The sequence below is a fragment of the Stenotrophomonas sp. AS012628 genome (assembly GCF_010608305.1).
In the GTDB taxonomy this organism is placed as follows: Bacteria; Pseudomonadota; Gammaproteobacteria; order Xanthomonadales; family Xanthomonadaceae; genus Stenotrophomonas; species Stenotrophomonas geniculata.
In genome coordinates, this window is record NZ_VMBJ01000041.1 from 18850 (window position 1) to 45595 (window position 26746).

The 26746-nt window shown below is 65.7% G+C and carries 23 protein-coding genes; 6 read left to right on the plus strand and 17 right to left on the minus strand.

What is annotated here, in order from left to right; translation table 11 throughout:
• Positions 1–26: 26 nt before the first annotated feature.
• Positions 27–341: an I78 family peptidase inhibitor gene (locus G5A07_RS16485; protein WP_043400842.1), complete on the plus strand. Its 315-nt coding sequence runs from the start codon at positions 27–29 to the stop codon at positions 339–341.
• Positions 342–435: 94 nt separating this feature from the next.
• Here G5A07_RS16485 and G5A07_RS16490 read toward each other — a convergent pair whose 3' ends face one another.
• The 15 genes from G5A07_RS16490 to G5A07_RS16560 form a co-directional block, all read right to left on the minus strand.
• Positions 436–2427, minus strand: a complete 1992-nt coding sequence (locus G5A07_RS16490) for a M56 family metallopeptidase (RefSeq protein WP_191863632.1) — start codon at positions 2425–2427, stop codon at positions 436–438.
• 3 nt (positions 2428–2430) lie between these two features.
• Complete coding sequence (locus G5A07_RS16495) at positions 2431–2817, minus strand: BlaI/MecI/CopY family transcriptional regulator (RefSeq protein WP_019661969.1); 387 nt, start codon at positions 2815–2817, stop codon at positions 2431–2433.
• Positions 2818–2971: 154 nt separating this feature from the next.
• Positions 2972–5098: a peptidase domain-containing ABC transporter gene (locus G5A07_RS16500; RefSeq protein WP_191863633.1), complete on the minus strand. Its 2127-nt coding sequence runs from the start codon at positions 5096–5098 to the stop codon at positions 2972–2974.
• A gap of 54 nt (positions 5099–5152) precedes the next feature.
• On the minus strand, positions 5153–6136 hold the full coding sequence (locus G5A07_RS16505; RefSeq protein WP_141401632.1) for a hypothetical protein: 984 nt from the start codon (positions 6134–6136) through the stop codon (positions 5153–5155).
• Positions 6137–6317: 181 nt separating this feature from the next.
• Complete coding sequence (locus G5A07_RS16510) at positions 6318–7313, minus strand: 2OG-Fe(II) oxygenase (RefSeq protein WP_053448419.1); 996 nt, start codon at positions 7311–7313, stop codon at positions 6318–6320.
• 83 nt (positions 7314–7396) lie between these two features.
• Complete coding sequence (locus tag G5A07_RS16515; RefSeq protein ID WP_154582884.1) at positions 7397–7570, minus strand: hypothetical protein; 174 nt, start codon at positions 7568–7570, stop codon at positions 7397–7399.
• A gap of 92 nt (positions 7571–7662) precedes the next feature.
• Complete coding sequence (locus G5A07_RS16520; RefSeq protein ID WP_053448418.1) at positions 7663–8706, minus strand: MvdC/MvdD family ATP grasp protein; 1044 nt, start codon at positions 8704–8706, stop codon at positions 7663–7665.
• The gene (locus G5A07_RS16525) at positions 8703–9290 is read right to left on the minus strand and encodes a hypothetical protein (RefSeq protein ID WP_191863634.1); all 588 of its coding nucleotides are present in this window, start codon (positions 9288–9290) and stop codon (positions 8703–8705) included. The genes G5A07_RS16520 and G5A07_RS16525 overlap by 4 nt, the downstream gene beginning before the upstream one ends.
• Positions 9287–9886, minus strand: a complete 600-nt coding sequence (locus tag G5A07_RS16530) for a DUF6817 domain-containing protein (protein ID WP_191863635.1) — start codon at positions 9884–9886, stop codon at positions 9287–9289. Before G5A07_RS16530 ends, G5A07_RS16525 begins: the two co-directional genes overlap by 4 nt.
• Positions 9883–10491, minus strand: a complete 609-nt coding sequence (locus G5A07_RS16535; protein ID WP_141401631.1) for a 2OG-Fe(II) oxygenase — start codon at positions 10489–10491, stop codon at positions 9883–9885. Before G5A07_RS16535 ends, G5A07_RS16530 begins: the two co-directional genes overlap by 4 nt.
• A 69-nt stretch (positions 10492–10560) precedes the next feature.
• Positions 10561–11823, minus strand: a complete 1263-nt coding sequence (locus G5A07_RS16540; RefSeq protein ID WP_053448414.1) for an HlyD family efflux transporter periplasmic adaptor subunit — start codon at positions 11821–11823, stop codon at positions 10561–10563.
• Between the two features lie 383 nt (positions 11824–12206).
• Positions 12207–12401: a hypothetical protein gene (locus G5A07_RS16545; RefSeq protein ID WP_049398575.1), complete on the minus strand. Its 195-nt coding sequence runs from the start codon at positions 12399–12401 to the stop codon at positions 12207–12209.
• 178 nt (positions 12402–12579) lie between these two features.
• Positions 12580–13368, minus strand: coding sequence for a DUF6624 domain-containing protein (locus G5A07_RS16550; protein ID WP_191863636.1), 789 nt, complete (start codon positions 13366–13368; stop codon positions 12580–12582).
• Positions 13369–13447: 79 nt separating this feature from the next.
• A complete protein-coding gene (locus G5A07_RS16555; protein ID WP_097048126.1) occupies positions 13448–13861 on the minus strand; it encodes a hypothetical protein in 414 nt (137 codons plus the stop codon).
• A gap of 68 nt (positions 13862–13929) precedes the next feature.
• The gene (locus G5A07_RS16560; protein ID WP_191863637.1) at positions 13930–15033 is read right to left on the minus strand and encodes an SDR family oxidoreductase; all 1104 of its coding nucleotides are present in this window, start codon (positions 15031–15033) and stop codon (positions 13930–13932) included.
• 195 nt (positions 15034–15228) lie between these two features.
• Here G5A07_RS16560 and G5A07_RS16565 point away from each other — a divergent pair, with 195 nt between their 5' ends.
• Positions 15229–15537, plus strand: a complete 309-nt coding sequence (locus tag G5A07_RS16565) for a hypothetical protein (protein ID WP_057504376.1) — start codon at positions 15229–15231, stop codon at positions 15535–15537.
• On the opposite strand, the gene G5A07_RS16570 is transcribed toward G5A07_RS16565, so the two are convergent.
• Positions 15515–16570, minus strand: coding sequence for a DNA topoisomerase IB (locus G5A07_RS16570; RefSeq protein WP_191863638.1), 1056 nt, complete (start codon positions 16568–16570; stop codon positions 15515–15517). The two genes, G5A07_RS16565 and G5A07_RS16570, sit on opposite strands and share 23 nt — an antisense overlap.
• Positions 16571–16681: 111 nt before the next feature.
• Here G5A07_RS16570 and G5A07_RS16575 point away from each other — a divergent pair, with 111 nt between their 5' ends.
• The 3 genes from G5A07_RS16575 to G5A07_RS16585 all read left to right on the plus strand — a co-directional run bounded on the left by G5A07_RS16575 (position 16682) and on the right by G5A07_RS16585 (position 23207).
• On the plus strand, positions 16682–17071 hold the full coding sequence (locus G5A07_RS16575) for an I78 family peptidase inhibitor (protein ID WP_029380146.1): 390 nt from the start codon (positions 16682–16684) through the stop codon (positions 17069–17071).
• Positions 17072–17245: 174 nt separating this feature from the next.
• On the plus strand, positions 17246–21700 hold the full coding sequence (gltB, locus tag G5A07_RS16580) for a glutamate synthase large subunit (RefSeq protein ID WP_049480401.1): 4455 nt from the start codon (positions 17246–17248) through the stop codon (positions 21698–21700).
• Between the two features lie 61 nt (positions 21701–21761).
• Entirely contained in the window at positions 21762–23207 is a 1446-nt protein-coding gene (locus G5A07_RS16585; RefSeq protein WP_010487309.1) for an FAD-dependent oxidoreductase, read from the plus strand.
• On the opposite strand, the gene G5A07_RS16590 is transcribed toward G5A07_RS16585, so the two are convergent.
• Complete coding sequence (locus G5A07_RS16590; protein ID WP_043397826.1) at positions 23193–25601, minus strand: ATP-binding protein; 2409 nt, start codon at positions 25599–25601, stop codon at positions 23193–23195. The two genes, G5A07_RS16585 and G5A07_RS16590, sit on opposite strands and share 15 nt — an antisense overlap.
• Positions 25602–25768: 167 nt before the next feature.
• On the opposite strand from G5A07_RS16590, the gene G5A07_RS16595 reads away from it, so the two are divergent.
• Positions 25769–26635, plus strand: a complete 867-nt coding sequence (locus tag G5A07_RS16595; protein WP_010487313.1) for a methylglyoxal synthase — start codon at positions 25769–25771, stop codon at positions 26633–26635.
• Positions 26636–26746: the final 111 nt, after the last annotated feature.

Below are 26746 nucleotides of genomic sequence, written 5' to 3' on the forward strand. Positions count from 1 at the left end.
CCACCATCCACGCTTGGAGCCCGACCATGCGCCTCAGTCCCCTCGCCCTGCTCGCCATCCTGCCGCTGGCCGCCTGCAGCCATGCCGGCAGCAGCACCGCACACGAGAGCACACCACCGCCCGCTGCCGAGGGCGGGCACGAGTGCAAGCCGGACACGCTGGACGCTTTCACCGGCAAGACCGCCGACGAAGCCACCGTGAAGCAGCTGGTGAGCGCCAGCGGCGCGCGCAATGCGCGGGTGGTCAAACCGGGCATGGCGGTGACCATGGACTTCCGCCAGGACCGCGTGACCGTGCAGGTGGACGCGCAGAACAGGATCGAGCGCGCCAGCTGCGGTTGATGTTCCGCCGGGCAGCGCCGGGCCATGCCCGGCGCCTTCCCTCTTCAGGTGTGCCGCTGCGCTCGCCGGGCATGGCCCGGCGCTGCCGCCGTTTTCAGAGGCGCTCGGCCTTGCCGCTGGCCAATGCGCGGGCGATCACCAGCTGCGCCTGCTGTGCCGCCCGCGCGTGCACCTGCGCCTGGCGTTCGCCCAGCGCGGCCTGCTGGCTGCCCAGCGCCGCCTGGCGGCTGGCCAGTTCGGCCTGCTGGCTGGCCAAGCGGTTCATGTCGCGGGTGCGGCTGGACTGTGCGGCCTGGCTGCGGGCTTCCTGCATCGCGCGACGTGCCTCGGCGGCCGCCTCACGGGCGGCTTCACGCGCAACTGCGGCGTCGCTGGTCACCCCGCGTGCCGCCTTCGCGGCTTCGGCGGCGGCTTCGCGATTGATGTCGTGCGCGCTCATCGCACTGCGCGCAGCCTCGACCGCCACCAACGCGATACGGCGCGCCTCCTCGCCCTGCAGCCGGCCCATCTCGCCCATCTGCTTGCCGAGTGCGCTCTGCTGGCGACCAAGCGCACTCTGCTGGCGACCCAGTGCGCTCTGCTGCTGCCCCAGGTCGGACGCACCGGCGTAAGCACGCTGCAACGACTGGACCAGCATCGGGTCACGCACGATGTAGCGCTCACTGCCCTGGCGGAACCACAGCGCCGGTCCCTTGCCGAGCTGCTTGCGCGCCAGCGTCACGTCGTCGATGCCGCCGTTGGCGAAGGTTGAATCACCATCGACCAGCACGAACGCCTGCGGCGGCGACGTGCTCAGATCCAGCCGCCCGTAGGTGGTGATGGAGGAACTGCGCGAGGTGCTGCGGCCGGCGTCGATGCCGGGGTCGACGTCGACATCCACGTCAACCGCCACATCCGCATCGTCCGGGCCGGACAGCTCCTCGACGTCGGCGGGCTCGGCGGGCGGCGCAGGGGCCACCGGCACCGCCGGCGCGCGCGCCGACATCGGCGGAGCAGGCGGAACCTTCGGCGCCGGCGGCGGGGGCACCACGGCCTTCGGTGCAGCCGGCGGCGCGGGCGGTGCCGGCGGCACCGGCGCTGCGACCAGCCGCATCGGCGCCACGCCCACCACCACCACCGCGGCAGTCAACGCGATCGCCAGCAGACGCGGACAGGACCGGTGCGACTGCAGCGAGAGCAGGCGACGCTTGAGGCTGGTGGTGCTTGGTGCGGCGCTGGCCACGCCCAGGTGCGGCTGCGGTGCCACGCCCAGCTGCAGCAGCAGGCGGCCATAGGCCTGGCGGCTGGCACCGTGCTGGCCGACCACCGCCGCATCCACCGCTTCCTCGCGGGCCTGGGCGTATTCGCGCACCGACAGCCGCAGCAGCGGGTGGAAGAAGAACAGGTGCTGCGCCAACGCGGGCAGCAGGCCCCACTGCAGGTCACGCCGCTGCAGGTGCTGCAGTTCGTGGGTCAGTGCCAGGTCCAGCGCGTCGCCCTGCAGGGCGTTGTCGCCGGCCGGCAGCAGCAGCACTGGGCGGAACGGCCCGATCAGCTGCGGCGAGTCCACCTGCGCGCTCATCCACAGCCGCGGCGCAGGGCGCACGCCGTGCGCGTCGGAGGCCAGCTGCAGGGCCTGCACCAGCGCCTCGTCCTCGCAGGGATGGGCCGCAGCCAGCAGTGCGCGGCAGCGGCGCCACTCACCGAAGGTGCGCAACGCCATCAGCAGCACGCCGGACAGCCACAGCGCAGCCAGTGCGACCGCCCACCACGCAACCGCCGGCACGTCCGCCGCAGGCATCGGCATCGCGGCCAGCAGCTGCGCCGAGGCTTCCGGCGCCAGTGGGTACACCAGATCAGCGGCAACGTCGGTGGCGGTCATCGCCACCGCCTGCGGTGCCGGCAGCCAGGCCAGCTGCAGCGGCTGGCTCCAGAGCAGGCCGAGCACGGCCTGCAGCGAGACCAGCCACCACAGGCGGCAGCGGGTGGCCGCCGACAGCGACGGCAGCGCGCGGCACAGGCCATACACCAGGGCCACCAGCAGCACGGTCTGCAGGCTGGTCCAGCCCAGCCGTTCCAGCATCGGGATCAGCATCGTGGTGTCCATGGCTCAGCCCTCGTGGCGACGCGATTGGAGTTGGGCAACCAGCGCTTCCAGCTCGGCCAGCTCGTTGTCGCTGACCTGCTGGCGCTGCGACAGGTAGGCCACGAACGGCGACACCGACCCCTGCAGGGTGTTGTCGACGAACTGGGCCACGGCACCCTGCAGCACGCTCTGCGGGCCCCGGGTGGCCTGGTAGCGGTAGACGCCGTCCTGCTGCCGGCGCTGAAGATACCCCTTCGCCCGCAGCCGCTCCATCATCGTCAGCACGGTAGAGCGGGCCAGGCCACGGGCCTCGCCGTAGCCGCTGGCGACCTCGCCCACGCTGGCCGGCGCATGTTCATCGATGTACTGCAGCAGGGCCAGTTCCTGGTCCCCGATGGTCTTGCCACGCATGACACCACTCCCTTGACTACACGTGTCGTCACTGTCAGCTTGACGACAACTGTAGTCAACCCCCCGGAAGTCATGGGCCGACGAACGGTAGCGACGCGACGCTGATGCAAGCCAAATCCAGCATCAAGGGATAACGGGATCCAAAGCCACGTGCTCAGTGGCTCTCCGGTACCTGTCCGGATGATTGCGCAGCCTTCAGCCTGAGATTGCTCGCTCGCACTGGGGTCGCCAGCACGACGTCGGCGTTTTCAACCACCATCACCCGATCTGCCCGCTCTATTGTCTCGGGGCGATGGGCGACAATGATCCGCGTCAGACGAAGTCTATCGACAGCATCATTTACCAGACGCTCATTGGCGACATCAAGATGGCTTGTCGCTTCGTCCAGAAACAGAACGCTGGGCTCACGGTAAAGCGCCCTGGCAAGAATAAGCCGCTGCTTCTGCCCGCCGGACAATGTGCTTCCCATGTCGCCTATCAGGCTGTGATAGCCCATGGGCATGCCCATTACATCGTCATGGATCGCCGCCAGCCGCGCCGCGTGCTCCACACGCTCCTGTTCGGCAGCTCCCTGAAAGAAGGATATGTTCTCTGCAATGCTGCCGGCGAAAAGCTGGTCATCCTGCATTACCGCGCCGATGGCTTCACGCAGGCGCCGAGCGCCAGCGCCGCGCAGCGTCTGTCCACCAATGCGGATACTTCCCTCCGTAGGCTCAAGAAGACCGAGCATGAGCTTCATGAGCGTTGTCTTGCCGCATCCTGATCCACCGATGAGCGCCAACGATTCCCCTGGCTTCACAACAAAACTGCAGTTGCGGAATATCCAGGGCTCACCGTTGCCATAGCGGAAGGAAAGATTCTCAACCTCCACGCCCATCTCACCGGGCAAGGCCGGGGCGATTCCCTCTCCGCAATCCTCGGGCTCGGACAGTACGATGTCCGACAGACGTTCACCATGCAGGCGCAGCATCCGGAACTCAACCCACTTGTCGACGAGATTGCCGACACGCTGCGAAAACTGCTCCCGGTATGCGAGGTAAGCGATCAGCATGCCGACGGTGAACACATTTGACATCGCAAGCAACGCACCGATCCAGATCACGGCGATCCGCTCAATGCCGAACACCAGCTGGTTGATGCTCGTAAAGCCCAGGCCCATCTGGGCCAACCTCAACTCTTCGTTGACGGTGTCAACCATCAGATTCTCGTGGGCAGCACGCCGCTGCGGCTCCTGACCCGCTACCTTCAGGCTCTGTATACCGCGGAGTGACTCGAGCAGATGCGTCTGCTGCCGGGCACCGACCATCAGCTGCTGCTCGGTCCGATTACGGAACTCACGGTAGGACAGAGATCGGGCACCCGCATAGACGGCCACGGCACACAGCGTCACCATCGCCAGTTCCCATGAGTAGATGAGCATCAGCGCGAAGGTCATGATCGCCATGAGACCGTCAATGATGCCCTCCACGAAACTGGTGGTGATGACCGTCCTGATCTCACGGATGGAGCCAAGGCGTGAGGTGATGTCACCAAGGTGACGTTTCTCGAAGAATGCCAACGGCAGACGCATCAGGTGGGCGAAAATATTGTTCGTCCACTGCAATCCGAAATGCGTGGAAAGATAGACCACAGACCAGCCACGCAGCAGGTTGATTGCAACCTGCAGAAGCAGGGCGATGCCAAATCCAATCCCGAGGACGGTGAGCATGTCACGATCCGCCGAGACAAGTGCCTGATCCACCACCCATTGCAGCAGGAATGGCGCCAGCACGACGAAAACCTGCAACGCCAGCGACAGAATCAGAACCTGGGCCAACGAGCGCCACATGCCGCGCACCGCGCCAGTCAATTGCTGCAGGCTGATCGCCGGTGCGCGCTTCACGGGCTTGAGCTCGGCCGTCGGTGTCAGCTCCAGCACAACTCCGGTAAAGTGCTCCGATGCCTCGCGGTAGCTGAGTTTCCGCTCACCGACGGCGGGATCACAAATGACGATCCCTGATGCACGCACCGTTTTCAGAACCACGAAATGGTTCATGTCCCAGTGCAGTATGCACGGAGTCGTCAGCTTCCCCAGTTCTTCGAGTTCGACTCGAATCGCGCGCGCCGAAAAGCCAATCTGCTGGGAGATCTGAACCAGCCGATCCAGACGCAGCCCTTTCAGCGAAAGATTAAACCGCTGGCGCAGCACGGCCAGCCCACCGTGCTGGCCATGGTGGTCAGCCACCATCGCCAATGCGGCCAACCCGCATTCGGCGCTTTCAGACTGCAGGATGACCTTCATGTGCGCAGCCGCTTGGATTGCCGGGAAAGGGGCATGACGGACGACACGATCACGTCAGCTGTCACTGTCGCGGTGCCCAGGGCGCTCAGGCTCCATCGGCGCATCTCCGGAAATCCGGAAGAGCGTCAGTCGTCCCTTGGTCACACCAGCATCGCCGCGCGCCTCGATGTCCGAGAACGAGACCAGGACAGACCCATCCGGCATTCGATGCGCGGAAGGAGCGAATGGATTGTAGGCAAGCCGTTCCGTCAGGAGCTGCTCGGGACCTGCCCTGCCCTGCACATCCACTGCGCGCCTGTACAGATCGAAACTGACGGGAAACCGCGCTGTGGCGCCCTTGTAGGAAGGGTAGACATAGTAGATGTCCACGCCGCCGTCCTGTCGAGGCAGCGCGAACCCGTCGTGGACATCCGGCTTGTTCGGAGACTTTGCTGGCGAAAGCTCCACAGGGCCGGACCAGGTTCTGCAGTCGGGGCTGACGCTGTACAGCGTTGTCATGTAGCCACCTTCGGGCGCCTTCTGATAACTCATGAAGCAGCCATGCTGGCCCAGCGGCACCACGCGCGGATACGCCACGGGTGTCGATGCCGCCCCCTGAAACTCCGATGGTGATCGGGCATTGCGCATCGACATCCAGCGAGGACCGGTTCCCATTCCACGGAATGTCAGATAGAGATCGCCTTCTGCCTGCACCCATCGAGGTGCCTGGACCAGCTGGGTCAGTCCCGGGACATCCGGCAGCCGCTGTGGCGCCCCAAACCCCTGCGGCGTGGCCCGCGCGCGCCAAAGCGTGATATTGCTGAAATCAGCGTCACTGCCTGCAAAGTAGAGCCACGCATCGTTATCGATGTGAACGAGCACCGGAGCATCCTCCAGCACTGAACCAAACGACAGCGGCTCAGGCTGGTCCATGAGGCGACCATCAGAGGACCGGATCTGCATCAGCCGTGATGAGTCCATGTCGCCGCGGAGATACTGCGCATACACCACTTTGAATCCGCCGGCGGGCGCACTCAGTACCGCGATCTGCCGATCCACGCCGTTAGACACTGGAGACCGCCAGGTGCCCGCGGGGCCGACAGGCAGTTCCGTGGCCTTCGGAAGCACCATTGGCTTCGATGACACTGGATGTTGCGCAACCGGAGGCAGGCTTGGAGCAGCATCGGCCAAGGCGGGGGCGACGGCTGCATGGAACAGAAAGAAGACCGCGATCAGGCATCTAATTGGCATCTGAACACCAGATATTGCAGGCATACTTGCTCCCGCGGGTCACCGGTTGGCCCGCATGCAGCGCACCCGGATTGACGCTTCGCTGTTGTCGGCCACGGTTACGGAACATGAGCAGGGCGCCACGAAGAGGGCGCACACTCAGGTCGAAGGCAGGAAAGAGGGTTTCCCCGCCTTCGAACCCATCGTTGAGGTACGCAAGAAGTGTCCATGCGCGCGTGGACTGATCTGGCAGTCCTGCATCCAGGGGAACATCATAGTGTGGGGCGAACTTCTGTCCCATCTCATACCTGACGCACTGGATCGGCTCGAACAACGTGCTCGCACAGCCAAGCAGCTCCGCCGCGCGATCGGTGATGCGGGCACACAGGTCCCCCGAGCAGGCCGCCGATTCACTTGTGCGGCCGCTGGACATGACCTCACTCTGCAAGCTGCCATCCGCACTGACCATGCTCTTGCGGAACGCAGGTGACGCGCTGGCCATGAGTTCCTCGCATTCGTCCACCGTCATGAAATCCTGGATGAGTTGAATCTCAAGATCTGAAAGCAGCGCTGCGTCCCTACCTACGCGGCAAGGCCCACGGACAGCAGCCTCAAGGGTGAGAGCTACGCCTGTCCAGCGCTTGGAAAACGAACTCAGGCCGTCCAACTGCCATCCCAGGCGGCCGCTGTAGTAGACGATCGCATGATCGTCGATGCGGCTCACTACGACGAACTCCTGGCGTGTACCGGACCGCACTTGGGCCAGGGCGGGAAATCGCAGTTGTGCCAATCCGCCGAGGTCGGTGCGAACCGCGACACTGACGATGCCCAGATCACCAAGGATGCCTGCAGCTCGCTGCAGGGAGAAAGTTTCCGTGTACCTGCGGGGTGCGCCCAGCAGCGCGACGTCAGAAGACTGCACTGAGCACCCCGCGAGCCGAGCGGCAACGTCGATGATTGCCAGGTGCGGGCAATGGCCCTTCAGGATGGAATGCTCCAGCTGCATTGCGCTTCAGCTCCGTTCTCCGGAAAAGCGAGGCCGCGACGCCCACCTTGACGGCCAGGCATCGCAGCACTCGCCGTATTCAGTTACTCAAGGACCGGATGCGTGGTTCCGTTGTCACTGGCCGGCGTCGTCTTCACCGGCGGGAGCGTCGGAATTCCATCGCCATCGCCGCCGCCTACCTGCTCCATTTCTTCCTGGGAAAGAATGTGACCAAGCACGCGCGACTCCAGGTCCTTCTTGATATCTTCGTTCTTCATGCCATTTTCTCCTCGATTTTCGACAACAGGAGTGTTGTCGGTGGATCACGCCAGGCGCCTGACGCAATGGGTTGACGTCCCACCTGCCGGGGTCAGGACGTAATCACTGAAGTGCTCTCGATGAATTCCGAATAGGAGATCCGGCGATGCGCATGTCCCATGTCGTATCGCCACTGCAGCGACGGTGCACGGATGAACTCACAGAACATGTCCAGCATCGGCAATCCAGGGCACCACTGTTCGACGAAAAGGAACTGTCCGGCCTGATTGATCTCAAGGAAGATCCAGCGCCCATCGTCCGTAACGAGAAAATCGAACCCCGCCGCCACGAGGCCGAGCGCTTCCATCAGACGATGGCAGCGTTGCTGCAGGTCGAGCGGGACATCCACCACTTCGCAGGTGTCAATCGTGCCCTGGCTGCGCCGCCAGTCGAGACTGCCATCCGTCGGCTGCTCGATACGGATCGCAGCGCACTGGCGGCCGAAAAACTGCGCCCTGACTTCGAAAGCATATTCCACGCGGGCCTGATAGATGCCTGGGGCGGCGCGCAGCAGTGAATCCGCCGGGAGATCTGCTTCGCTGACCTTGGCGGTGTAGGTCGCGCGTCGAGCAGAATCGGACTTCCAGACATGGCCGCGTAGCGGCTTGTAAATGCACTCCGCGTGTTGGGCAAGGAAACCTCGGACATCCTCAGGTGAGCCGCTTATCAACGTGGCCGGAAGCTGGAAGCCAAGCTCGGCCGCGTGCTTCAGCTGATGGATCTTGTTTTCGGCCCGGACAAGGGCATCCAATGGATTCACTGCCGGGACAAGCTCCAGGGATCGATACAACCCCTCGCGCATCAGTTGCGATTCGCCTCGGGCGAACACCTCATCCTCTGGTTGAACGCCAGCGTTCTGCAGCGCCTCAAACGGGCGGCGATGCCACACTGCCGACAGCTGATCAAGGGCTACGGTTTCTCCGTCGATCGCGAGCGTGGCACCACTTTGCGCAGCCCCTACGCGGATGCTGAAGGCCGTTGTCTGGCAGAACCTGTCGCTCGCCAGATGAAACACGGTCGTTCCTTTGCGCCGCAAGCCCCAAACGACGGCCTTGGCGTGTGTATCGTGCGTTCCAGCATTGATGAGAACAGTCATGCTACTGATCGCCTCGTCGGTCCGAGAAATTTCCGTCCATCGAAACGGTTCGCTGCATGCGGCCCGTCTGCATCGACGTAATGCAGGAAGAGCTGGAGCCAGGTTCCCTCTGGCAGGCATTCGCGCCAGTGGGGCAGCTCACGTCCGGAGAACAGGAGCCCATCACCTGGAGCCAGGTCGAACGCCTGCACACCCTCCTGGGTCTCAATCATGATCGGCCAGGGCGCCCGTGTACCTTCGCTGCCAACGGTCAAGGTCAGCGTGTATTCGCAGGATGTGCGGTCAGTGTGTCTGCGCAGCCTCGATTCAGGCGTGTAGAAGCGCAGGAACGAGTAAGTGGCATGCAGCCGCTTTCCTACACAGTCTTCCACCTCAGGCAACAGTTTGGCCAGCAGCACCTCGCCCATGGCGTCGGCATATCGCCCCAGCGACGCGGTTTCTGTTTCCAGCTCATAGTACTTCGGCATGCGCGCATAGCTCTTCGCATACTGGAAGTAGAGATCCATCACTTCTGCCGCCACCAGCTGCTCAAGCCGCGCAAAACGGTCAACTGCAAATTTCCGACGGATGGATGAAGCGTTCAATGGAGTTCCTCCACTGTCGGCCTGCCAGGGGCGGCGGGCGCCTTTCCAGCCGCCGCGTACCCAGCAAGGAGCGAGCGCAGGCCAACGCTCAGCGGAAGGTCTGGATATGCGCTCACCCATGCGGACAGTCGCTTCAGGAACTGCTCGCCGCATCCCTGCTCGATGAGGTTGGCGGATTCGATCTCAAGCAACGCCGCACAGACATCCACGCCCGCACTGAAGCTTTCGCCGCTTGTTCTGTGGCGAATGATGCCGGTACCCAGCGCTTCGAGGAACGCACCGGGCCGATCACTGACGCAGAACAGATACACCAAATGCTCGGCACGTTCGCCCAGCATCCGACCCACCAGCGGCCGATCACTCCACCCAAGACGCTTGAATCCGAACACGTTCGTTCCGTAGATGCTGTGGAACATGCCAGCGATGCATACCGCCTCGTCGCATCCCCACTCCCGCAGAATGCGGCCCGTTCCTTCCAGATGATCCTTCAGCGTTCGCCCCGAGTGCGGCACCTGGTCAGCGCGCAGGAGTGACAGGTACTCCTGCAGCATCTGCAGGGAGGGCCGCTCCGGCATGTTGGCGACGGGCAAGGTCATTGTGCGAGCTGGGTCTTGAACACGACGGTGATGCGCAGCTCGGGACAGTCCCGGCTGGGTGAACGTGCAACGTGTGGCGTGGCGCCCCGGAACACCACCAGGCGCCCAGGTCGCGGGTAGACAGCATGGGTGATGTCACCCGTCTCCGGCACCACGAAAGCTGTCTCGCCCGACCAGTTGGGATGCCAGATTCCGTGGGCGTAGTAGACGACAGTGAAGTAATTTTCCTTGTCTGCATTGTCTGTATGAACATAGCCCTCCACGCCGTAGGTATGGGCATTGGCGTACACACGAAGGGGTTCATGGCCGGCCAGCACCGTCTGCGACAGGCACTCCCACAGCTCGTGGATCGGTCGTGCAGCTTCGTTTGCAGCAAGTTCGGCCAGGCACCCCTGACGGCTTTCCTTGTCGCCTCCGGCAAAATGCGCATGCCAGAAGCTGAAGCGGTCTTCAGACTTGACCGACTTCCATCCATACGCCCAGATGGGTTTACGGACCAGTCGCAGGATGTCGCGCCGAAGTTCGTCTGGTACCAGGTCATCGACAACATCGACATCGCCCAGATCCGGTACGCTCCCAAGCCTTTCCCGCTGCTCTAGTTCCATCGCTGCTTCCTCTGCGTGTCCGCCCGTTCGGTTTCAACGGCAGGACGGGTTGAGTGGAGGTGACCTTCTCTAGAAGATCCGTTTGCTTCGTGCGACCAGTGGCGCAAAGATCCATTCGGCCAAGCTGCTGCGCTCGCCAAGGATGTCAGCTTCAAGTGTCATGCCGGGCTTGAGTCGCTCGATGCGACCGTAAGCGTCCATCTCCTGACTGGAGAGTGCGACGGTGACCCTGTACATCGGTTCGCCTTGGATCGTCGAGCCGGGCATCAGCATTTCCAGCTCTGTCCCAGTAAGCGCGCTGCGGCTGACGCGCTGCACTGTTCCCTCATGGTGACCGAATTTCTGATAGGGGTACGCCTGGTAACGCAGCAGTACGCGATCGCCGGGATCAATGAAGCCGATGACACGACTGGGCACCAGCAGGCCAGCTTCCAGACGGCCGTCTTGCGGCAGGATACTCAGCAGAGGTTGGCCCATGGTCACCGACTGGCCCGGCTTCAGCACCTGCGTGACAACCGTTCCATCCACCGGCGCGGTAAGCACCAGCTCACCTCGTGCGAGCAGCTCGACGTGTTCCTGTTCAAGTTGGGCCAATGCGCCCCGCAGACCGGCTCTGGTGGCTTCACGCTTTTGCGGCAGCGAGCGCATGGCCTCCTGCAACTGCGCTATGAGTCGTTGTGTTGTGATTGCCTGGCGCTGCAGGGCCTGCACACTGGCATGCTGTTCAAGCGCCAGTGTCTGCTGCTGCTTGATCTGCAGTTCGCTTACGTAACTGCCTTCGCGCAGTCTCTCCAGCCGCGAGAGTGTCTCTTCGGCCAGTACGACCTGCCTGCTTCTTGTCTGGATTTCCTCCTTGAACTGCGCCAGCTCGCGTTGCGCCGCAGCCACCTGCGCAATGAGACCGTCACTTTGTGCATCGAGCTGGGATTGATCCGCAGCCTGCACATCCTTCAATCCCTGGACCCGCTCGCGGATGCGCTTCTCCAATGCGGCGGAGGTATCACCTTCGCCAACCGTTGCCCTTGGCACGGTGAGCACGGCAACCACCTGACCTGCACGCACATTCTCTCCCTCACTGACCTTGAGAAGAGAGACGACACCGCTTGCGGGTGCCATGACAGTGGACATGCCTTCGACAGGGACAAGCTGTCCCATGGCCCGGGCACGCTTTGTATAACTGCCAAGTGCAATGAAGAGAATGACGGAAACAGCTGAGCAGGCAGCGAAGGCGGTAAACAGCCAAAGCGGAATCGGCTGCACCATGTTGATGCGGCCCAGCCAACGATTTCCCTTCGCCTGCATCACTTCCCTGCGAAAAAGATGTCGTGACATCGGGGCATCCTTTCCCGTTGCGTTGGGCCTTTTTATCGATCATCGAGCGCATCACGTCAACACTTGAGTGAAGGCAATTGCGACATCGATAACCTCGTCACATTTCGCGTGTTCATGAAAATGATCCAATGCATTCACTCCTTCTGTGTGTGAATTTGCGGATTCCGCGTGTCCGCGCGATCACGTTCTCCACATCAAAAGTGCGCATTGCGCTGCGAGTATTTCGCAACAGCGCCCTGAACATCTGCAAGCAAGCAGGCGCGCCCGGCCGCCACCTCCAGCCACATGTCTGCCAAGGAATCCCCTCGAAACTTCAATTCGATGCTGCAGATCAACTGGATACTTCAACACTGGAAGCCCAGGATGTTGGCGCAACATTTCAATCAAGGACGACTGGCGTTGGCACTATCGAGCATCGCCTGATAAGGGCCAAGCGCCATCTGCGATCGACGCTTGTCCAGACCGTCAAGATCGGACGTAGGCTGCAGCACGTACACGCCGTTCTGAAGGGTCATCTGCGTGCCGTACAGTTGCGGCTCGCCTTCTGCCAGGGGAAACCCGGTCAGCCAGCATTGCATACTGGCGTCGCGACATGCCGCGTGACTCCATCAATGGTTTGGCCAGCTCCAACGCACGCCTCTGGAACGCTGGATCCTCATCCGCGTGCTGGACCAGGAGGAAGGCCCTAGAGACACCATCAATGCCCGCCATGTCCCGCGTCGGAAAGCCTACGCCTTCGAATACCTGCTTGATCCTTCACAGGCCTTCTCGATCGGAGGCAGCGATCTCCTCCTTGAGCAGCTCGACCTTTGCTGAAACGCCCTTGCTGCGGGCAGCGCTTAGCGCTGCCCGCAAGGATTGATCGGGCTGGATCAGCTCACCGAGCAGCGTCCGGATGTCGGGCCAGGTGTACGTCGCCGGTGGCTGTGACAAGGTCACTTCGTAATCGATGCCGCCCGAGGCCAGGTCCTCCTCCAGGCTGGGCAGACCGTAGAAGTCACGGAAGAACAGCAGGGAGCCCAACGAGGCTACTGGCGGATCAACCGTAGCCACATCATCGAGCCGCTGCTGCAGGGTGCCGTACAGTTGGCTGGAATTGTGGGAAGCATGGATACGATCCGCAAGCCGTGCATAGATTGCAGGACGGATGTCATCGCCGACTTGCTGATCAAGAACGCGAAGCATGTACTTCTGGAACTCGCAATCCAGGCCAGAGCGCTCCAGCAGCTTGGCGGCCGCATCAATCAGGGCTGGCCCCGAGGTGCGATAGGTGGGCCAGCCCTGCTCGACCAGCACCGCCTTGAATGCATCCAGTTCATCGCGAAGCAGCATTCGGCCATCAGAGTTTCTCTGGAGCTCCAGTATCTGGTCGCGTGAGTGCTCCGGGTAAGGGCTTTTTCCATCAAGGCCGATGTCAAAAGTGCTTGCTTCCATGCAGAAGGGTGCGAAAGCCAGCAGTAGCGCAAGGACACTGGCCAAGCGACTGAAGGGTCTGCCGAGGCTGATCATCGTGCAGGGAGTGCGAACTCCGTTGTGATCTTCCATGTGGCGTTTCTGCCCGGTGGGCCGAGTATGCAGCTCCCACGCGCCAACCGCAGCGGTTCATTCCGCGCATCGCCGATCTTTACGCATCTGCTGCAACAGCGCCCTGAACACCTGCAAGCACGCGCGCCCGGTCGGCCACCCCAGCAACATGCAACACCCGAGTGTGCGGCAGCTCCAGCGTAGAGTGCTGGGCAATGGCGCAGAACGCCGACACCTCCGCCAGGGTGTCGCGATCATGCCAGGTGGTCATCACGAAGTCGGCGCACTCGACCTCCGGCGATGCCATGTCCACCGCATCATCCCAACCGCTGCACTCGATGCCCCAGGCCATCATGTAGCGGCAACCGCTGCGCACCAGCCAATCGCTCATCGGCGCCTGCCAGTCCGCCTCCACGGCGGCTTCGACAGCAACAATGGCCCGGCAAGGGGAGCAGGCCCGTTCGGGCGGTGTGGCGCCCGGCGGCAGCCACAGGTATTCAGCGGTGCCGTCCATGCCCACCCCATCCTCTGTTCGCATGCGCCGAGGATAGCTGCCGGCCAGCGGCCGGCACCGCCGCCGCGTCAGCCGCGCGGACCGCCCATCACCGGCAGGATCACCCCGCTGATGTAACTGGCACAGACCGGCGAAGCCAGGAACACATAGGCGGGCGACAGTTCTTCGGGTTGTGCGGGCCGCCCCATGTCACTGTCCTTGCCGAACTCCGCAACATCTTCGGCCTGCTTGTCGGCGGGGTTCAACGGCGTCCACACCGGCCCCGGCGCCACGCAGTTGACCCGGATGCCACGTGGCAGCAGCTGGCTGGCCAGCGCCTTGGTGAACGCATGGATCGCGCCCTTGGTGGCCGAGTAGTCGATCAGCGCCTTGCTGCCGAAGATTCCCGTTTCCGATCCTGTGTTGATGATGCTGGCACCCTCGCCCAGGTGCGGCAGCACCGCGCGCGCCATCTGGATGTAACCGCCGATGTTGGTCTGCAGGGTTTCCTGCAGATGCGCGTCTTCCAGGTCTTCCAGCCGCTCGCAATGCTGGAACGCGGCGTTGTTGACCAGGATGTCGATGCCGCCGAACGCCTTGGCCACCTGCTTGACCGCCTTGTTGCAGAAGCGCGGATCGCGCACGTCACCGGCGATCACCACGCAGCGACCGCCTTCGCGCTCCACGTGCTGGCGGGTGATGTCCGCGTCCTCGGCCTCGTCCAAATGCAGTACCGCCACATCGGCGCCTTCGCGTGCGAACAGTACTGCCACCGCACGGCCGATACCAGAATCGCCACCGGTGATGATCGCGCGCATGCCCTGCAGCTTGCCGCTGCCGGCGTAGTCCGGTGCAAGGAAACGCGGCGCCAGCTCCAGTTCGTGTTCATGCCCAGGCTTGGCCAGCTGCTGCGCCGGCATCGCCTCCGGTTGCCGGCGCGCACCGGCCTGGGTCGCGGTCTTCTTCGTTGCTTTTTTTGCCGCGCGCACGTCCTTGGCCTTCTCCTGGTCCTGCAGGCGCCGCTGCCGGGCCGCGACGCGCGCTGCGCGTGGATCGCTGGCGGCCGCCTTACGGGTGGCGGTCTTCACCACGCGCGGGCGATCGGGGGCGGCGACAGTCTTGCTTGCGGTGCTGCCTTTGCGCACCTTGGGCGAGGCTTTGCGACGGACGGGGGCTTTCTTGGTGGTGGCCATGCAGGTCTCCTCGGGAGGGAAAGGGGCTGCCGGCCAGCGGCCGGCACTACCGGGGGCGGCCCTTGCCGCTCCTGCAGTGTCTCCACCCACGCTGTTGGCGGCGGTGAGCGCGCCGTGTCCACGATGTGCACGGCATTCATTCCGCCACCACGTCTGACGTCGCACCCTGCACGCAATCAAACAAGGAACGCCTCCATGAAACTTGCCATCGCCACCGCCGCCGCCTGCTTTGCCCTTGCCGCCTGCAGCAGCACGCCAATGGCGCAGGTGCAGCCGATCGACGGCGTCATTTCCGGGCAGTGCCACAGCGACATGGTGCGCGGCGCACTCGGCCTGGCCGCTTCGGACGCCACCGTGGCCCGCGCACGCGTGGACAGCGACAGCCTGCACGTGCGGGTGCTGCGCCACGACGGCCCGCGGGTGCCACCGGCGCATGAAGGCGGCGACCGCCTGACCATCGAAAAGGGCCGCACCAACAACATCACCGCAATCTACTGCGGCTGAGCCTGCGCGCCCTGCGCAGCACGCGCAGGGTGGCCTGTTCCCACTGGCGCGGCCCGCGCAGGCCGGCCAGCGTGGCCAGTTCACCGCGCTCCCAGCCGGCAAACACGCACGGGTCGATGTAGGCCTTGCGGCACACCGCAGGCGTGTTGCCCAGCAGCGCTGCCACCTCGCACACCACCGCGCGCTGCGCCTGCGCCAGCGCGCGCTGGCTGGCCGGTTCCGGCAGCTCGGTGGCGGCAAACGCCTGCACCGCCGCCACCGTGCCGCCCCAGGTGCGAAAGTCCTTGGCAGTGAAGTCCTCGCCCATCACCTCGCGCAGGTAGTCGTTCACCGCGCCGGAATCCACCGGCTGCAGCGCACCGTCGTCATCGCGGTACTGGAACAGCGCCTGCCCCGGCAACTGCTGCAGGCGCCGCACCAGCAGCCCCAGCCTGCGGTCGCCCACGGTCACCTCCTGCAGCTGCCCGGACTTGCCGCGGAAGCGCATGCGCACCCGGCCCCCCTGCAGCAGCTCCAGATGGCGGTTGCGCAGTGTGGTCAGACCGAACGAACGGTTCTGCTGCGCATAGGTTTCATTGCCGACCCGCGCCAGCGTGTCGGCCAACAGCGCGACCACCATGGCCAGCACTTTTTCCTTCGGGAACCCCGGCCGTTTCAGATCCCGCGACAACCGCCGCCGCAGCGTGGGCAAGGCCTCGCCAAAGGCGATGATGCGGTCGAACTTGCCGGCATCGCGCTCCTTCGCCCAGTCGGGGTGGTAGCGGTACTGCTTGCGCCCGCGTGCATCGCGGCCGGTGGCCTGCAGGTGGCCGTTGGCGTGCGCACAGATCCACACGGCGGTGTAGGCGGGCGGAACCGCCAGCGCACGGATGCGCTGCAGGGTGGTGGCGTCGCGTATCGCGTGGCCATCAGCATCGCGGTAGCTGAAACCCTTGCCGGCGCGGCGCCGGCTGATGCCCGGCTGAGTGTCGTCGACATAGCGCAGGCCGGCCGCGCGCGCGGCCTGTCGTTCGGGGGTGGAGGGGGTTGGCATGCCTGTAGTGTCGCTGTCGCCATGCCGCGATCCTGTCGATAACACAAGACAAACACGTGAGGGCCGGTTCGCCGCTATGCTCGGGTCTTCACAACCCCTTCCGGAGTCATGATGTCGTTCCCGATTCGCGCCCGTTCGCTCTCCGCCCTGTTGCTGCCGGCCGTGCTGGCCCTGACCGCCTGCCAGGCACCGGCGCTGGATGAACAGGATTCGGCCACGGCCCATGCCCAGCAGGCCGCCGAAGCCGCCAAGGCGCCGGCCGACGAAGCTGGCAAGGCCACCGAGGCGCCGCCGGTCGGCACCTGCGATGCCAGCCAGGTGCAGAGCCTGGTCGGCCAGGCCTACACCGATGCACTGGGCAAGCAGGCACAGGAAGATGCAGGTGCCAGCCAGGTGCGCGTACTGAAGCCCAACGACGTGGCCACGATGGAGTTCCTCGGCGACCGCTTGAACATCGAAGTGGACGCCAAGGGCGCCGTCAGCGGCGCGCGCTGTGGCTGAGTCCGGCCCCGCGCCGGCACTGGGTTGCCGGCGCGTTCTGTTGCACCTGCAACCGTGTATTGCGGCGTTGCAGCAACCTGTGATCTAGTCGAGGCATCCGGTGGCCTCACGATGCGCTCCAGGGAATGAGCGGGGACGAGTGTCGCCGCCAACCCTATACGCATCGAGGTAGAGATGGCCCCCCGCAACCGCCAAGGGCTTTACGACCCGCGCTCCGAGCGCGATGCCTGTGGATTTGGCATGGTCGCCCAGCTCGACGATCAACCATCGCGCCTGTTGGTTGATACCGCCATCGCCGCGCTTTCGCGCATGACCCACCGTGGCGGTGTCGCCGCCGATGGCCTGACCGGTGATGGCTGTGGCCTGCTGCTGCGCCGCCCCGATGCCTTCCTGAAACTGCTGGCCAGCGAAGCCGGTATCGCGGTCTCCGCACGCTTCGCCGCCGGCCTGGTCTTCCTGCCGCACGACGCCGACGCGGCGCAGGCCTGCCGCGCGCAGCTGCAGGCGCAGGTGGAAGCGGTGGGCTGCAAGGTTGCCGGCTGGCGCGAGGTACCGACCGACGACAGCGTCTGCGGCCAGCTGGCGCGCGACACGCTGCCGCGCATCGAACAGGTGTTCGTCGACGCCGGCGTCGGCCAGGATGATGCCGGCTTCGCGCTGGCGCTGTTCCTGGCCCGTCGCCGCAGCGAGCAGCTGCTGCGCGAACACACCGACTTCTACGTCACCACCCTCACCCCGGATGCGATCAGCTACAAGGGCATGGTGCTGCCGGACAAGCTCAGCCGCTTCTTCCCCGACCTGCAGCGCCGCGAACTGGCCTCCAGCGCCATCGTGTTCCACCAGCGCTTCTCCACCAACACGCTGCCGCGCTGGCCGCTGGCCCACCCGTTCCGCATGCTCGCCCACAACGGCGAGATCAACACCATCGAAGGCAACCGGCGCTGGGCGCAGGCGCGCAGCAAGGTGTGGAAGACCCCGCGCTTCGACATCGCCGAATTCGATCCGGTCATCTCCATGCACGGTTCGGATTCGCAGAGCCTGGACAACATGCTGGAGCTGATGGTCGCCGGTGGCATGGAGCTGATCCAGGCACTGCGCATCCTGGTGCCGCCGGCCACGCAGTCGCTGGAATTCAAGGATCCGGACCTGGCCGCGTTCTACGAATTCCATGGCCTCAACAGCGAGCCGTGGGACGGCCCGGCCGGCATCGTCGCCTGCGACAGCCGCTACGCCGTGTGTACCCTCGACCGCAACGGCCTGCGTCCGGCGCGCTGGATGCTGACCGCCGACCGCCACTTCCTGGTCGCCTCCGAAGCGGGCGTGTGGGAAGTGCCGACCGAGCGCGTGGTGCGCAAGGGCAAGCTCGGCCCAGGCGAAATGGTGGCCATCGACCTCAAGCGTGGTGACCTGCTCGACTCCGACGCGGTCGACCGCATCAACCGTGGTCGCGCGCCGTACAAGCAGTGGCTGCAGCAGGGCGTGACCTACCTGCAGACCGAACTGATCGACCCCTCGCTGGTGGAAGAACCCTTCGACGAAGGTACCCTGCGCAGCTACCACAAGCTGTACCAGCTCAGCAGCGAGGAAGTGGAGCAGGTGCTGCGGCCGCTGGCCGAGACCGAGCAGGAAGCCACCGGCTCGATGGGCGACGACACACCAATGGCGGTGCTGAGTCAGCGCAGTCGCCCGCTGTACGACTATTTCCGCCAGGCCTTCGCGCAGGTCACCAACCCGCCGATCGATCCGCTGCGCGAAGACTGCGCGATGTCCCTGTCCACCCAGCTCGGCAGGGAGACCAACATCTTCCATGCCGGCCCGGAGACGGTGAACCACGTCATCCTCAACTCGCCGGTGCTGAGCCAGCGCAAGCTGCGCCAGCTGCTGAAGATGGACCAGTACGTGCAGGCCAATCGCCTGCTCGACCTGTCCTACAGCGAAGACGAGGGCCTGCGTGCCGGCATCGAGCGCATCTGCGCCGAAGCCGAGCAGGCCGCACGCGACGGCATGGTGATGCTGCTGCTGTCCGACCGCTACCCGGTGGCCGGGCGGCCGATGGTGCATGCCCTGCTCGCCACCAGCGCCATCCACCACCACCTCTCGCGCCTGGGCCTGCGCTGCGACGTGAACCTGATCGTCGAGACCGGCACCGCGCGCGACCCGCACCACATGGCCTGCCTGCTCGGCTTCGGCGCCACCGCGGTGTATCCGTACCTGGCCTACCAGACCCTGTTCGATCTGGGCCGCCGCGGCATCCTCAAGCTGAGCAAGGGCGGTGAGCAGTCGCAGATCGGCCGCCGTTACCGCAAGGGCGTCTACAAGGGCCTGTCGAAGATCATCTCGAAGATGGGCATCTGCACCGTGGCCAGCTACCGCGGCGCGCAGCTGTTCGAGATCATCGGCCTGGAACCGGACGTGGTGGACCTGTGCTTCCCGGATACCGCCTCGCGCATTGGCGGCGCCGGCTTCGCCCGCCTGGACGCCGACGCGCGTGAGCTGTGCGCGCAGGCCTGGGACGCACAGCAGGACGTGGATGTTGGCGGCCTGCTGAAGTACGTGCACGGCGGCGAGTACCACATGTACAACCCGGACGTGGTGACCACCCTGCAGCGCGCGGCGCGCAGCGGTGACCCGCGTGCGTGGCAGCAGTACTGCGATGCCGTGCATGCACGGCCGCCGTCGGCGCTGCGCGACCTGCTGGAACTGGTTCCAGCGGCCACGCCCGTGCCGCTGGACGAGGTCGCCCCGGCCAGTACCCTGTTCCCGCGCTTCGATACTGCTGCGATCAGCCTGGGCGCACTGTCGCCGGAAGCGCACGAGGCGCTGGCCATTGCCATGAACCGCCTCGGTGGCCGCAGCAATTCCGGCGAAGGCGGTGAGGATCCCGCCCGCTATGGCACCGCAAAGCGCAGCAAGATCAAGCAGGTGGCCTCGGGCCGCTTCGGTGTCACCGCTGAGTACCTGGTCAACGCCGAGGTGCTGCAGATCAAGGTCGCGCAGGGCGCCAAGCCCGGCGAAGGCGGCCAGCTGCCCGGCCACAAGGTCAACGAGCTGATCGCCCGCCTGCGCTATGCCAGGCCGGGCATCGGCCTGATCTCACCGCCGCCGCACCACGACATCTATTCCATCGAAGACCTGGCCCAGCTGATCTACGACCTCAAGCAGGTCAACCCAACCGCGCTGGTCTCGGTGAAGCTGGTCAGCCATGCCGGCGTCGGCACGATTGCCGCGGGCGTGGTCAAGGCCGGCGCGGACCTGATCACCATTTCCGGCCATGACGGCGGCACCGGTGCCTCGCCGGTCAGCTCCATCCGCTATGCCGGCGTGCCGTGGGAACTGGGCGTGGCCGAAGCGCACCAGGCGCTGCTGGCCAACGACCTGCGTGGGCGCACCCTGCTGCAGACCGACGGCGGCCTGAAGACAGGCCTGGACGTGGTCAAGGCCGCACTGCTGGGTGCCGACAGCTTCGGCTTCGGCACTGCGCCGATGATCGTGCTGGGCTGCAAGTACCTGCGCATCTGCCACCTCAACAACTGCGCCACCGGCGTGGCCACCCAGGACGAACGCCTGCGCGAGAACCACTTCACCGGCCAGCCCGAGCGCGTGGAGAACTTCTTCCGCCTGCTGGCCGAAGAAGTGCGCGGCTGGCTGTCGTACCTGGGCGCGCGTTCGCTGGAAGAAGTCGTCGGCCGCACCGACCTGCTGCGGCAGATCGAGGCAGCGCCCCGTGATGGCGTGCGCGTGGACCTGTCACGCCTGCTGGCCGACAGCCGCTACGAGGGCAGCCATTGCGCCGCACAGCGGCTGTACGAATCGCCGGACAGCCTGGCCACGCAGATGGATGGCCTGCTGGCCCCGGCCATCGAGCACAAGCGCGGCGGCGAACACCGCTTCCTGATCCACAACACCGACCGCAGCATCGGCACCCGCCTGGCCGGTGCAGTGGCGCGCGCGCACGGCAACCAGGGCATGGCCGAGGCGCCGCTGGAACTGCGCTTCCGCGGCAGCGCCGGGCAGAGCTTTGGCGCGTTCAACGTCGGTGGCCTGCACCTGGAAGTGGAAGGCGAAGCCAACGACTACGTCGGCAAGGGCATGGCCGGTGGCCGCCTGGTGGTGCGCCCGCCACGTGGCGCCCGCTTCGAGGCACGCAGCACCGCCATCATCGGCAACACCTGCCTGTATGGCGCCACCGGGGGCGAGCTGTTCGCCGCCGGCCGCGCGGGCGAACGCTTCGCGGTGCGCAATTCCGGCGCACTGGCGGTGGTGGAAGGCGCCGGTGACCACTGCTGCGAGTACATGACTGATGGCGTGGTGCTGGTGCTGGGCAAGGTCGGCCTGAACTTCGGCGCCGGCTTCACCGGCGGCCTGGCCTACGTGCTGGACGTGGACCGCGATTTCGTCGATCGCTACAACCACGAGCTGATCGACATCCATCGCGTCTCCGCCGAGGGCTTCGAGAACTACCGCCAGCACCTGCACCGCCTGATCGGCCGCCATCGCGAGCTGACCGGCAGCATTTGGGCGCAGCAGATCCTGGACGAGTTCCGCGATTACATCGGCAAGTTCTGGCTGGTCAAACCGAAGGCCGCCAGCATCGAGTCGCTGACCGAAACCCTGCGACGCGCTGCGTGATGTTTTCCGGTAGTGCCGGCCGCTGGCCGGCAACGTTCCCCCTCGCATTCCAGAGCCCGCCATGAGCCGCAAGCACGCCTTCCAGTTCCTCGACCTGCCCCGCACCATGCCGCAGCGCATTCCGGTGGAACTGCGCACGTCCGGCGACTGGGGCGAGCTGTACGGCAAGTTCGGCAAGGAAGACGCCCAGTACCAGGCCGGCCGCTGCCTGGACTGCGGCAATCCTTACTGCAGCTGGAAGTGCCCGGTGCACAACGCCATTCCGCAGTGGCTGCAGCTGGTGCAGGAAAACCGCATTCACGAGGCGGCCACGCTGTGCCACAGCACCAATCCGCTGCCGGAAGTGTGCGGCCGGGTGTGCCCGCAGGACCGGCTGTGCGAAGGCAGCTGCACGCTGGAAGAATTCGGTGCGGTGACCATTGGCGCGGTGGAGAAGTACATCGTCGATACCGCGCTGGCCAGCGGCTGGCGCCCGGACCTGGGCGCGGTGCAGCCGACCGGCCACAGCGTGGCGGTGATCGGCGCCGGCCCCGCCGGGCTGGCCTGTGCCGACCGCCTGGCACGCGCTGGCATCACCGCCGTGGTCTACGACCGCTACGAACAGATCGGCGGCCTGCTGCAGTTCGGCATTCCCAGCTTCAAGCTGGACAAGGACGTGATCCATCGCCGCCGCGAAGTGCTCGAAGGCATGGGCGTGCAGTTCCGCCTCGGCGTGGAGATCGGCCGCGATGTCAGCGTGCAGCAGCTGCTGGACAGCCACGACGCCGTGTTCGTCGGCACCGGCGCCTACCGCTACACCGATGGCGGCCTCGACGGCCAGGACCTGAAGGGCGTGCTGCCGGCGCTGCCGTTCCTGGTGCAGAACAGCCGCATCGTCAGTGGCGATGACCCTGAGGGCCGGCCGATCGCCGGCTGGGAAGACACCATCGCCCTGCCCGATCTCAACGGCAAGCGCGTGGTGGTGCTCGGTGGCGGCGATACCGGCATGGACTGCGTGCGCAGCGCCGTGCGGCTGGGCGCAGCCAAGGTCACCTGCGCCTACCGCCGTGACGAAGCGAACATGCCGGGCAGCGCGCGCGAAGTGGCCAATGCACGCGAGGAAGGCGTGCGCTTCCTGTTCAACCGCCAGCCGCTGTCGATCGAGGCCGGTGCTGATGACGAAGTGATCGGCGTGACCGTGGTCGAGACCCGGCTGGGCGAACCGGATGCCAACGGCCGCCAGAACGCGGTGCCGATCGAGGGCAGCGAATCGCTGCTGGAAGCGGACGTGGTGATCATCGCCTTCGGCTTCTCGCCGACCTTGCCGGCATGGCTGTCCGAGCATGGCGTGGAAGGCCAGTCCAACGGCCGCATCGTGGCCGGCGGCAAGGACCGCCTGCCGTTCCAGACCGCGCATCCGCGCCTGTTCGCCGGTGGTGACGCAGTGCGCGGTGCCGATCTGGTAGTGACCGCCGTGGCCGAGGGCCGCGATGCCGCCGCCAGCATCGTGCGGCTACTGGCCCACTGAGTCCGGCACCAGCAGTACCGCCAGCAGCGCCCGCAATACGTGCGGCTCCACCGGCTTGGCCAGGAAGTGGTCGATGCCAGCCACACGACAGGCTTCGCGGGTGCTTTCCATCACGCTGGCCGTGAGCGCGATGATCGGCACCTGCGCGCGCGCCGGGCAGGCATCGGCGCGGATCGCCCGCGCCAGTGCAAAGCCGTCCATGCCCGGCATGTGGCAGTCGGTAATCACCAGCTCGAACGGCTGCGCCTGCCATGCTGCAAGCGCCGACCGTCCGTCGGTACAGGCGTGGACCTGCAACCCGAGCGCACACAGGCGTTGCTCCAGCAGATGCAGGTTGGTGGGATGGTCTTCAGCCACCAGCACGCGCGACGCCGGCAATGGACGCTCGTCCGCAACCGCCGCCGAAGGTGCAGCCACGGGTGCCTCGCAGGCATCCAGGTCCAGATCCAGCCAGACCGTGGTGCCTTTCCCGGGTGAGCTGCGCAGCTGCAGCTCCGCGCCCATCGAGGTCGCCAGCTCGCGGCAGATCGCCAGGCCCAGCCCACTGCCGCCAAAGCGCCGTGTGGTCGAGCGCTCCGCCTGGGTATAGGCGGCGAACACCGCCTGCTGGCGTTCCTCGCTGATGCCCACGCCGCTGTCGCTCACCTGCAGGCGCAGCCGCTGGCCGCCGTCACGCTGCTGCAGTACCTGCACCTGCAGTTCCACGTGGCCCTGCCGGGTGAACTTCAATGCGTTGCCGGCCAGGTTGAACAGGATCTGGCGCAGGCGCAGGCCGTCGGCCAGCGATCCCGGCTGCATCTCCGGATCCAGCACCACCTGCAGGTGCAGGCCGCGGCTGGCGGCCACCGGCATCAGCAGTTGCTGCACCGCGCGCACCAGTGCCGCCAGATCGATGGGCCGCAGCTGCAGTGGTGCGCCCTGCAGGCGCTGGCTGTGCAGGACATCGTCGAGGATCTGCCGCAACATCCGCGCGGCATCATCGACCGTGGCCAGCACCTGCTGCTGGCGCGCCTCCAGCCTGCTGCCCGCCAGCCGTTCGAGCATGCCCAGCAAGGTGCTCATCGGGGTGCGGATCTCGTGGCTCATCGTTGCCAGGAAGTGCGCCTTGGCCTGTGCTGCCTGTTCGGCCTGGCGGCGCGCGTCGGCCAGCGCGCGGGTACGTGACTGCACCTCGCTGACGTCGATCCAATAGCCGCTCCACTCGACGTCGCTGTCGTCGCAGGGCAACGGCCGCCCATGCGAACGCACCCATCGCCACCCTTGTGGCGAACGGGTGCGGAAAGTGACGTCGATCGGGCCACGCGCCAATGCAGCCGTCTCGACACAGGCCATCACCTGGCTGCGGTCATCCGGATGGACCGCGGCCAACAACCGCTGGTGATCGATCCGCGCGGTCTCCACGCTGATTCCGAACAGGGCCTGCACGTCACCGGCGATCTGCGGAAAGCTGTAATGGCCGCCCGCCGACCGACGCGCCTGGTAGACCACCGCCGGCAGGTTCGCAGTCACCTCCTGCAGGCGCTGCTCCACTACTCGGCGGCGCACGCTTTCGCGATGCACCCGCCAGTAACCGTAGGCATGTACCAGCGCCAGGGCGAGCAGGATCAACGAGGCCGGCACCAGCCAGCGCAGGGGCGACGATGACGGGGAATTACGCGGCCGGTCCGGCAGCCAGTCCGCGCGGATCTGTTCGCGCTCGGTATCGGTCAGCTGCGACAGCGCGTGCTCGAAGCCGACGATGACATCGGCGCAGGCGGGCGTGGTCGCCAGCACCAGGGCATCATCGAAACCGGCCGGCGCAGCGATCAGCAGTGCATCGCCCTGGTAGCGGCGCAACGCGGCCTCGACGTCGCCGAGGTTGGCGACGACCGCATCGATCAATCCGGTGCCCAGCAGCGGGAGCGCATCGTCCAGCGCTGCCGGTGGCAGCAGCTGTGCACCCGCTGCCTGCTCGGCCAGCAGCCCCTGCAGCGGCATCCGGCTGGGGCTGGCCACGGTGCGTCCACGCAGATCTTCCAGGCCCAGCACCGGCGGCGTACCCTCCCGGCGGACGATCACCTGTGGCAGCTGCAGGTAGGGCGTGCTGGCCACCCACCCGGCGGGCAGCTGCGAGCGTGGCCACCCCAGCAGCGCCTGGGTGCCGGCCGGCAGCTCATCCCGGTCCACGCTGGCGGCCGGCACGGGCAGCAGCTGCAGTGGCCGTTGCCGGCCCAACAGCTCCAGGTACACCGCGCCGAGCCCCCGTGCCTCACCCTGTTCGCTGGACGACAAGGGTGCGCGGTCGGAAGGCCAGGCGATGCGCAGCGGTGTCCTGCAGCCCGTGGCGGAGGCCGTGGCAGGCAGCAGCAGGCTGGCCATGACAGCAATGGCTGCCGGGAAGCCGGCGACATTCACGGTAGGCATCCTCATCTCGCGGGCGGAAGGAACGGCCGCGCTGCGGTACCGCTGCCTGCCACGCTATCGACGTGCGGACCGACGGCAATGAAGAAAGTTGTAAAAGCATCCAGATAGGGGAATGCCGACATACACTGCCGCCTTCCCCCGTAACTGCGGAGCGTTCGATGCGCATCGGCCTGGCTGCCAACCGTCTTCATCACCACGACGCGCGCGCCGCGCTGTTCCGTTGGCTGCGCAGCAGCGAGGCCGGCCTGCGCGAACTGGGCGTGTCGCTGCATGCGGTCGGTCGCACCCATGACGCGATCGAACGACAGGGCTTCCTGGCCGGGTACGCGGGCCTGCACCGTTATCCCTACGGTCGCGAGGGTGGCCTGATGAAGCTGGTCGCCGAAGTCGTTGGCATGGGTCCGGATCGGACACTGGATGGCGCGATCTACCTGATCGACCCGGTCGATCCGTCCTCGGTATTTCCGGAAGCCACGGCGCTGAAGCGCCAGTGCGTGATTCACGGCAAGCCGTTCATTTCGACCGTGGCCACCGCACGCGACTGGGTCGAAGTGGAGCGCGTCCACGCCGGGCTGGCGGCAGACGGCGGCGCCGACGACCTGCATGCGTTCGAAGGCCAGACGCTGGCGCTGATCGCGCACGATGCGATGAAGCCGGCGATGCTGGCCTTCGCCGATGAGCACTTCGATGTGCTGGCCCGGTTCGGTGAGCGGGTGGCGACGGGCACCACCGGCCAGCGTTTGAACGAACTGGCCTGGAGCCGGGGCTGGCCACGTGATACGCCGTGGGTGACGCGCTACCAGAGCGGCCCGATGGGCGGTGATGCGCAGATTGCCGACCGGGTGCTGGAGGGGCGCTGCCAGCGTGCGATTTTCTTCGAGGATCCGCACGTGGCGCGCCAACATGAGGCGGATATCCAGCTGCTGGAGCGCGCGGTGACGACGGTGACCGATCAGGCGGTGTGCATTACGGCGCCGCGGGTGGCGGCGCGGTGGGCGGCGGCGGCGGCGCTGCGGGCGGGGTGAGGGTTTCGGCCAACGGCTGAGCCCTTCGTAGTCGGTGGGGTCTGCACGATCATGAGGTTGGCCGGGATGGGTGGAATTGCGGGGGACGCCGTAAACCCGTCCCTGGGGGCT